The sequence below is a fragment of the Kitasatospora cheerisanensis KCTC 2395 genome (assembly GCF_000696185.1).
Classification (GTDB): Bacteria; Actinomycetota; Actinomycetes; order Streptomycetales; family Streptomycetaceae; genus Kitasatospora; species Kitasatospora cheerisanensis.
In genome coordinates this window covers 1,575,328-1,583,437 of the sequence record NZ_KK853997.1, presented here as the reverse complement: position 1 = coordinate 1,583,437, position 8,110 = coordinate 1,575,328, and the positions used below count along the sequence as shown (strand labels likewise).

11 protein-coding genes are annotated in these 8,110 nt (G+C 72.4%); all 11 read right to left on the bottom strand.

Annotated features, from left to right (window positions below; genetic code table 11):
- Window positions 1–50: 50 nt before the first annotated feature.
- The 11 genes from KCH_RS07190 to KCH_RS07140 are packed head-to-tail and all read right to left on the bottom strand — an operon-like array spanning window position 51 to window position 8,067.
- The gene (locus KCH_RS07190) at window positions 51–341 is read right to left on the bottom strand and encodes a hypothetical protein (protein ID WP_035860368.1); all 291 of its coding nucleotides are present in this window, start codon (window positions 339–341) and stop codon (window positions 51–53) included.
- A gap of 13 nt (window positions 342–354) precedes the next feature.
- Complete coding sequence (locus KCH_RS07185) at window positions 355–705, bottom strand: hypothetical protein (RefSeq protein WP_051652838.1); 351 nt, start codon at window positions 703–705, stop codon at window positions 355–357.
- Window positions 705–935: a hypothetical protein gene (locus KCH_RS07180; RefSeq protein WP_157031936.1), complete on the bottom strand. Its 231-nt coding sequence runs from the start codon at window positions 933–935 to the stop codon at window positions 705–707. Before KCH_RS07180 ends, KCH_RS07185 begins: the two co-directional genes overlap by 1 nt.
- Window positions 936–946: 11 nt before the next feature.
- Window positions 947–1,498: a hypothetical protein gene (locus tag KCH_RS07175; protein ID WP_084223337.1), complete on the bottom strand. Its 552-nt coding sequence runs from the start codon at window positions 1,496–1,498 to the stop codon at window positions 947–949.
- Complete coding sequence (locus KCH_RS07170) at window positions 1,482–1,778, bottom strand: hypothetical protein (protein ID WP_035860349.1); 297 nt, start codon at window positions 1,776–1,778, stop codon at window positions 1,482–1,484. Before KCH_RS07170 ends, KCH_RS07175 begins: the two co-directional genes overlap by 17 nt.
- A gap of 11 nt (window positions 1,779–1,789) precedes the next feature.
- Window positions 1,790–3,034 (bottom strand): phage major capsid protein, encoded by a 1,245-nt coding sequence (locus KCH_RS07165; RefSeq protein WP_035860345.1) that lies wholly within the window; start codon window positions 3,032–3,034, stop codon window positions 1,790–1,792.
- The gene (locus KCH_RS07160; RefSeq protein ID WP_035860342.1) at window positions 3,031–3,822 is read right to left on the bottom strand and encodes an HK97 family phage prohead protease; all 792 of its coding nucleotides are present in this window, start codon (window positions 3,820–3,822) and stop codon (window positions 3,031–3,033) included. Before KCH_RS07160 ends, KCH_RS07165 begins: the two co-directional genes overlap by 4 nt.
- Window positions 3,823–3,826: 4 nt before the next feature.
- A complete protein-coding gene (locus KCH_RS07155) occupies window positions 3,827–4,516 on the bottom strand; it encodes a hypothetical protein (RefSeq protein ID WP_035860339.1) in 690 nt (229 codons plus the stop codon).
- The gene (locus KCH_RS07150; RefSeq protein ID WP_051652837.1) at window positions 4,513–5,883 is read right to left on the bottom strand and encodes a phage portal protein; all 1,371 of its coding nucleotides are present in this window, start codon (window positions 5,881–5,883) and stop codon (window positions 4,513–4,515) included. Before KCH_RS07150 ends, KCH_RS07155 begins: the two co-directional genes overlap by 4 nt.
- A 14-nt stretch (window positions 5,884–5,897) precedes the next feature.
- A complete protein-coding gene (locus KCH_RS07145; protein ID WP_035860335.1) occupies window positions 5,898–7,643 on the bottom strand; it encodes a terminase large subunit in 1,746 nt (581 codons plus the stop codon).
- Complete coding sequence (locus KCH_RS07140) at window positions 7,612–8,067, bottom strand: phage terminase small subunit P27 family (protein WP_035860332.1); 456 nt, start codon at window positions 8,065–8,067, stop codon at window positions 7,612–7,614. Before KCH_RS07140 ends, KCH_RS07145 begins: the two co-directional genes overlap by 32 nt.
- Between the last annotated feature and the right edge of the window lie 43 nt (window positions 8,068–8,110).

Genomic DNA, 8,110 nt, shown 5'->3' with positions numbered 1-8,110 from the left:
GTACGTTGCGGCGGCGGCCTGGGCGTCGCCGAAGACGACCAGCGGCGCGGTCACCCGCCGCGCTCCTTCACCTCGGCGCCGATGCTCGCGGCGGCCCGGGTGAGGATGCCGTCCCTCGCCTGCCAGCCCATCGCGCGCCGGTCCGGGACGGCGACCGTCGCCGCCTCGCGGTCGGTGGTGTAGGCCCGGACCTCGACCTCAACACCGGCGGGGACCTCGGCCTGGACGTGCCGGGCGATCTGCTCGGCCGCGCCGTCGACCATGGCCTTCACCTCGGGAGCGCGCAGCACTTCGCGGATGCCGGCCGGGTCGAGTTCGAAGGTGACGCGCTGACGCGCCATCACGGCCTCCCCTCTACCCGGTGGCCCGGGTCATCTGCCATTCGACGTGGTGGACGGCGCCGGTGACCGGATTCGCCCAGCGGGCGACCTCGCCGACGACCTCGCAGGTGAGGCTGTCGTACTCGACGCGGTCGCCGGAGCGGACGTCCGGCGCGGTGCCGGGCGCGGACAGGACGTGCCAGCCGGTGACCACCTCGGTCCGGTCGGGCCCCGGCCGCTCGATCTGGACGGCGGGCTGCACCGACAGCCGGCCAACGGCGAGACGATCGACGGCGCCGGGCGACCAGTCCGGCACCGTGTTGCCGCCCCGGTCGGTCCTGGTGCCGGGCCGGAGCCGAACGACCTGCTGGTGGAAGATCGCCATCAGGATCCGGCGATAACGCCGCGGGTCCGCAGCGCGGCGAGCAGGTTGTTGTAGGCGGTGGTGACGGCGGCGAGGCTCGCGAAGTCGGGGCTCTGGTTGTTGATGACCGGGGCGGTGCCCGGCAGCGGAGCGGCCGACCCGGCGACGACGACCAGGTCGAGGACCTGCTGCGCGGGATTGGCCGCGGCGGCGTTGCGGAGCTTGGCGTACATGGGTGCGGGTCCGGGCAAGGGGGGCCTCCTCAGGTTCGGTCGCCGTGGGCGAGCTGGTAGTTCGCGACGGCACTGGCCCACTGGGCGGTGATGCCGGTCGTGGCGGCGGCGCCGTAGGTGATGGACTCGCCGCCGGCCTGGACGGTTTGCACGCCGGGCTGCACCGCGTAGACGGTGCGGGCCTGGTCGATCACGGCGTCCTGGATCTCCTGCGGGATCGGGTCGTAGCCGTGGTCCCAGAGCAGGACGACCTCTGCCCAGTCCGGCCATCCGCATGCCGAGGACCGGCGAAGGATGCCGGCGTCCCGGCGCGCGCGCCAGTCGGTGACCGCGACGCCGTCGACGGTCAGCGAGTGGATCGCGCGCACCGGCACGGCCGGCAGCAGCAGCCGGTCAGTGCCGTCCCCGTACAGCGTCGTGGTGTCGCCCATGACCAGGCGGACCGGGTGCCCGACGTCCGAGACGAAGCGGCTGCTGGCCGACCGGAGCGCAGCCAGCAGTTGCGGATCGTCGGCCGGTACCCCGAGCCACACCGCCAGGGCGGCAGGGTCGGCCAGCAGGCCGTCAGGAGGCAGCGCCACCGGACGCCCCCGGCGGGGTGAGGACGCCCTTGCGTGCCTTGCCCGCAGCCTCGGCGGCGAGCACCCGCTCCCGCTCGGCATCGTCGGCGGCGGCCAGGTGTGCGAGGACGTCCTGGGCGGTGTGAGCGCCCGGGTCGAACGTCTCGCCGTGGCCGTCGTCCGGGCCGTCGAGCTGCTGCTCGGGCGCCCGCGCTGCTTCCTCGGCGGGCTCGGGCAGCGCGGGGGCGTCCTCGGGGCGGTAGCGGATGCCGTCGATGACGACCATCTTGTGCTGCGGCATGCTCAACTCCCTTACGCGGTCAGGTCGGTGACGGCCAGTTCGGCCGGCTTGAAGATCGCCTGCGCGGCACGGAGCTCGCCGCGGACGTAGACGAGGTTCCTCGCGGCGTAGTCGGCGTGCTGGTTGAACGCGAGGACGGACAGGCCCTCGCGGTCCAGCAGGGTGATGGTGCGCAGGTTGCCGACGATCGCGGTGCCGGCGGGCAGGCGGTGGCACACGACCCGGGGTCGGCCCCAGATGGTGTTCGGGCCGGACGACCACGGGCCGCCGGAGTAGTAGCGGCCCTCGGCGTCCTTGAGCAGGTCGAACATCTCGTCGTCGTCCGGGCTGACGAGGACGCCGGTGACGGTGCCGCCGATCTTGGTGACCTTGCCGATCGCGCGGCGGATGGTGGTGACGACGTCGGTGTCGAACGCCTGGTTCTGCACGCCGGAGGTGTTGAGGATGCCGGTCGGGTTGCCGCCCGTGCCGGTTCCGTTGATCAGCTTGTCCTCGACGACGGCCTTGATGTTGAAGTCGATCTGGCCGTCCATGTAGCTGGCGAGCGCGGGGGCGTCGGCCAGCATCATGTTGGTGACGGTGAAGCCGTCGGCGTAGGTGTACGCGTCCGCTCGCGCCAGGTTGGTCGACAGGCCGGAGGTCGGCTTGGTGGTGCTGTCCGCCGGGAGGATCTCGTTGGGGACGATCGCCGCGTTGCGCGTGACGGCGGTGATCTGCAGGTACTCGATGCTCTGGCCGGCCATCTGGCCGCGGCTGATGACGTCGAGCAGAGTGATCGGCGCCGGGGTGGTGAGGTCGACCATGGGCAGGCGGATCGCCTGGGTGTGGTCGAGGACGGCCTGCAGCGGCGCCGCGGTGGCCTTGCGGCCGAGGTCGCGCAGCGTGCCGACCTTCACCCGGTCGAACTGGATGGGCGTGCCCTCGCCGAAGCCACCCGGGTTCGCCTTCCGGAACGCCTGGTACGCGCTGGACTTGACGAACCGGTCGCCGAGGCTGTCGGCCAGGGCCTGCTCGGTGCGGTCGACGACGTCGTCGAGGACCGGGGCCGGACGGTCGCCGCTCTTGACGAGGCGGGCGATGGAGGCCTGCGCGTCGTCGGCGGCCTTGATCTGGGCGTCGAGGTTGTCGGCGGTGGCCGACAGGTTCGCGACCTCGGTGATCTCCTCCTCGGTGAAGTCGCGGTTCTCGCTCTTGGCGAGGGCGGCGATCTCGGCGAGGCGGTCGAGGGCGGTCTTCAGCTGCTGACGCAGGTTCATGCGGGCTCTCCGATCAGGTGCTTGCGGGTGAGTGCGCGAGCGAGCACCTGGGCGGGCGCGGGGGCGGAGGTGCCGGCGGCGGCCTTGGCGGCGGGCGCGTCTTCCTCGGCCCGGCGGCGGCCGGACTCTCCAGCGGTGGTGGTTTTGGCGTCGCCGTCGGCGGCCTGCGCGGCGGCCAGGACGTCGCCGATCGCGGCGTGTGCCGCGGTCAGGGTGTCGATGTGGCGCTGGGCCAGTACGCGGCCGGCCTTCACGCCGCGGGTCAGCTGCTCGGCCTTCGCGGCGATCAGCTCCGTCTGCTGGTTGCAGCCAACTAGGCATGGCCCGACCTCGTAGAGTTTCAGGCGCCGCAGCTCGTACCAGCCTTCCCAGTCGCCTTCCTCGTCGGTGCCCTCCACCCAGGCGCCCTCTTCGACGTCGTAGGCGAAGCTGAACTGGGTGACGCGGCGGCCCTTGAGGAGGCGGTAGACCTGGGCGGCGGTCGGGTTGGTGTCGATGTCCTCGATCTGGCCGGTGACCAGCAGCCCGTCCGGGGTCTCCTCGGCGGCCAGGACCACGCCGACGTGGGCGAAAGGATCGCCCCAGTCGTGCGACCAGATCACCGGAATCGGGTCGCCCTTCGCGGCCCAGTCCGCGAGCGTCTGCGTGAACGCACCCGGGACGACGACGTCGCCGGCCGAGTCCTCGGTGCCGAACACCGAGACGAGCGCGGTGAACTGGCCCTCGCTCAGGCCGTCGGCGGGTCCGGCCGCCTTGACGCGGGCGGCGCACTCCTTGGTGCGGGGCACGAGGTCACTCCCCTCGCTCGTAGGTCAGGTGGCAGTTGCAGTTCGCGGTCTCGGCGTCCTTGCCGCGGGCGTCGCCCGGCCAGCGCAGCCCGTTGGTGAACACGTCGCCGAGCTCGACGCGGTCGCCGTTGAGCGCGGCGTGCGTCGAGCGGGCGTTGGAGCCGGTGTTCCAGACCTTGTAGACCAGGCCGGAGGCGCCGGCCGCGTCGTGCCCGCCGAAGGAGCGGGACTCGGTGGAGGCGGTTACCGCGCGGATCGCCGCGTTGGTGACCCACCCGGCCATCGCCGCGGTGAGCCCGGCGTGCCAGCCATCGGGGGAGGCGAGCGCACCGACCGCGGCGGCGTACCCGGCCTGCTCGTACTGCGCGGCGTGCGAGGCGGCGGCTGCGGCCAGCCAGCCCTCCATCACCCCGGCGTCCCAGCCGTCCGCGTCCGGGTTGTAGGTGCCCAGGACAGCCCAGGCGCCTACCTGCGCGATGCGCCAGGTGTGGCCCTGGATCAGCGCAGCGAGGCGGGCCTGGCGCTCCGAAGAGGACTCGCCCCACAGGCCGTACAGGTCCGGGGCACCGGCGTCCGCCGGGCCCGCGCGGCGCACCAGCGTCGCCGCCTCCGTGTCCGCCCACGTGGTGAGCGAGGTGGTCAGGGCGTCGCGCTCGACCGCGAAGGTGCCCAGGTCGTCCGGCCGGGACTTCACTCGTCGTCCCGGCCCGACGCTTTTCCCGGCCCCCGGCCGCCCTTCGGCGCGGTGTCCCGGGGCGAGGCCAGGCCCCCGGTGACCACGTTCAGCGGCGTCACCAGCTCGTCGGTGCCCGAGACGTACGGCAGGTTCTGCACCGCCCGGGCCTCCGAGCGCAGCATGTACGGCGCGCCGACCGCGGACTGCAGCACCGCGGCCTGCTCCAGGAAGCTGCCGCGGAGCTTGGAGGCCACGTCCGCCTCGATGTACAGGTCGCTCTCGCCCGGAGCGACGACGGGCAGCAGCAGCAGGTTCAGCACCTGCTCGACCGCGGCAATCGTCGGCCCGAGGGCGTGGGTGTAGAGCATCTGCCGGAACGCGTCGACATTGCTGTAGGTGCCCTCGCGGGCGCCGACCAGCTCGGGCGGGATGTGGTAGGCGGAGGCGACCTCGGCGTCGGTGAGCTGACGGCCCTCCAGGTCGCCGGTCTCGCGCGGGTTGAACGCGTTGACGGTGACCAGCCTCATGCCGTCTTCGAGGATCGGCGTGCCGCCGGCCGCGCCCGCCCGGCCGACGAACCGGGAGAACGACTCGGAGAACCGAGACTTCGCGGTGGGCGACCACTCCGGCGCGTCGGCCGGGCGCTCGATCACGGCCGGCACCCTGGCGCCGTTGCGCCACACCTGCCGCCGCCACTCGACCGCCTCCGCGGACTCCATCAGGATCTCCCGCAGCGTCTCCATCGGGCTGGTGCCGTTCACCTGGCCGTGCGCTGCGTAGCCGTGGTCGAACAGGTAGCCCAGGGGCGGAGCGCCGACCTGCTGTCCGTCCGAGCTCCGCACGACGACCTCTGCGACCCGGCCCCAGCCGTCGGAGACCAGGCGCATGCGCGGCGCCGGGATCCGCAGGATCTCCCACCCCGAGGCGGTGTCCGCGCTGGGAAGAACCCGCGCGCACCACCGGTCGTAGAGGAGGTAGTCGGCGATCAGCGAGTGCCACAGCCGGTAGGCGCTGGTCGTCGTCCCCGGCTTGGCCAGAACCTGCGCGACCGGGTGGTCGGTCACCCGCTGCCGGTCCGTGTCGGACACCCTGCGGTAGACCTTCCACGGGATGCCGGCCGTGCTGCGGGCCACGAAGTCGACGACCTTGCGCACGCTCGGCTGGGACTTCCAGATGCTCATCGGGTCGTTGGCGTAGTCCAGCAGCGGAATCCCGGGGTCCGGGACGATCACATGGCCGTCGTACACCCACGGCTCGGCGAGCGACGGGAACGTGGCCAGCACGCCGTCGGTGACCGGCGAGGCCTTCGCCGCGACGGGCAGGCCGTCCGGGGTGATGACCAAGCCGGAGCCGACGGCCTTGGTCCTGCGGCGCCAGAACGCCATGACCTCACCCCCTGTCAGATCGCTTCGAAGTCGGTGTCCTCGTAGACGGAGCGGCGCTTGGGCGGGCGGGCCATGAGCTCGGACATCGCGGTGGCCGCGGCCGAGACGGCGTCGATCTTCTCCGCCGAACTGGCCTTGTCGGGCTTGACGTTGCCCGCCGGGTCCATCGCCACCGCCAGGTTGTCGACCATCCAGCGGACCACCGGCGAGCCGCCGTGCCGGAACACGGGCTGCGCGGGGGTGCCCTTCAGCAGCAGCCGCTGCATGCCCTTCAGCGCGGGCGACATGGTGATGAAGCCCTGCCTCACCTGGACCATCGGGGCCCTCTCGTTCGAGAGGTCGTTGGTCAGCTGCGTGGCGTTCCAGGGGTCGTAGCCGATCGACTTGACCCGGAACGCCTGCATGTCGCGGCAGATCTGATCCTTGATCCACTCGTAGTCGGCGACGTTGCCCGGCGTCGCCGTCAACAGGCCCTCGCGCACCCACCTCGACGCGGCGCCCGCGGTCCGCTTGTCGAGCGCCGCCAGGTTGTCGGCCGGCGTCCACAGCCGCCAGATCGCCGTCAGCGCGTCGCCGTCGTCGTCCGGGAACAGCCAGCACAGCGCCAGCAGGTCGGACGTCGAGGCGAGGTCGAGGCCGCCGTATGCCTCCCGGCCCCGCAGCGACTCCTCGTCCACGATCGTCGCGTTCGCGTCCCACGAGGCCAGCGTCAGGAACTTCGTCTCCTGCTTGGTCCGCACCCCCAGGTGCAGGCGCAAGAACTTGGCCAGGTCGGCCGGCGACTGCTTCGCCTCGTCGGACTTGGCCTGGAGGTAGGCCCGGGTCGGCGAGATCCCGAACCCCGGGTTCGCCCTGGCCCAGGTCGCCGGGTCGTGCGGATCGTCGTCCCTCTCCGCCGCCCACACCACGCCGTATACCGACGGCGCGGTGAACACCCTGCGGGCCAGCTGCTCGATGCGCTGCCGCTTGCGGTCGTAGACCGTCTCCCGCTTCCCGGAGTCCGCGGTCGTGATGATGACGATCAGCGGCTGCCGGCGCGAGCCGGTGCCGGTCTCGATCGTCTCCACCAGCTCCGGATCGCGGTGGACGTGCAGCTCGTCGATGATCCCGCAGTGCAGGTTCGCGCCGTGCTGGGCGCCCGCGATCGAGCTGATCGGCTGAAAGTACGAGCCGCTCCTCGGGTGGAGGATCTTCTCCTTCAGCGCGATGACGTGCTTCTTCAGCGCCGGGCTGTTCTCCGCCAGATGCTTGATCGGGGCGAAAACGAACCCGGCCTGCTCCTTCGTCGTGGCCGCGGCGATGACCTGCGCGCCGGGCTCGCCGTCCGCGCACGTCATGTAGATCGCCAGGCCGCCCGACAGGGTGCTCTTGCCGTTCTTGCGCGGCACGTCGACGTACAGCTCGCGCACCACGCGCACGTAGTCGCCAGCATCCTCGTCCCAGCGGACCCACCCGAACGCCGGGGCGAGGATGTAGGCGACCTGCCACGGGTCCGGCCGCAGCGGGCGCCCGGCCCACTGCCCCTGGGTGTGCCGCAGCAGGCTGAACGCGGCGATGACCCGGTCCACCCGGTCCGGGTCGAACGCGGCACCCGGAGCCTCGCCAGGGCTCGGGGTCTGGATCAGCGGCGGGCAGTCCGGCAGCGGGATCCCGCGGCTGGTCAGGTACCAGGCCACCTCCGGGCTGAGCTTGAGGCGCTCCAGCTCGGCGGCGTCCGGCAGTTCGGGCTCAGGCGAAGGGGTTGTCCTCGTCCTTGCCATCGTCGGCCCCCCTCGCCAGGGCCTGCTCGGTCGAGGGAGTCAGCCCGAAGTGCGCCGCCCAGGCCCGCAGTTCGCGGCCGGCCGCGCGCTGGATGCCGACCGCCGGGTGCGGCAGCAGGCCCTGCTTCGCCTCGATGGTGAGGCCCTCCACCTTGAGCAGTGCCGTCGCTTCCACGAACTGGGACCACGCCTCGCAGTAAGCGCTCAACGCGCCCCGGTCCTCCGGCTTGAGCAGGCCGAGCCGGGCCAGGCCCGGGACGACTCGCCGCCACTCCGCCGCCGCCTCACGGGTCAGCCAGGTCGGCGGGTTCGGCGGAACCCGGACGAACGCCGGTCCCGGGTTCACCTCGCGGCCGGCCGAGTCCTTGCCGTCGCCGCGGCCCTTCAGCAGCCGCAGGGCGGCCGGTTGGGCGATCCTTCCCACCGGGGACCCCCCTTCGCAGATTCTGTGCAGACGCGTTCGGAGT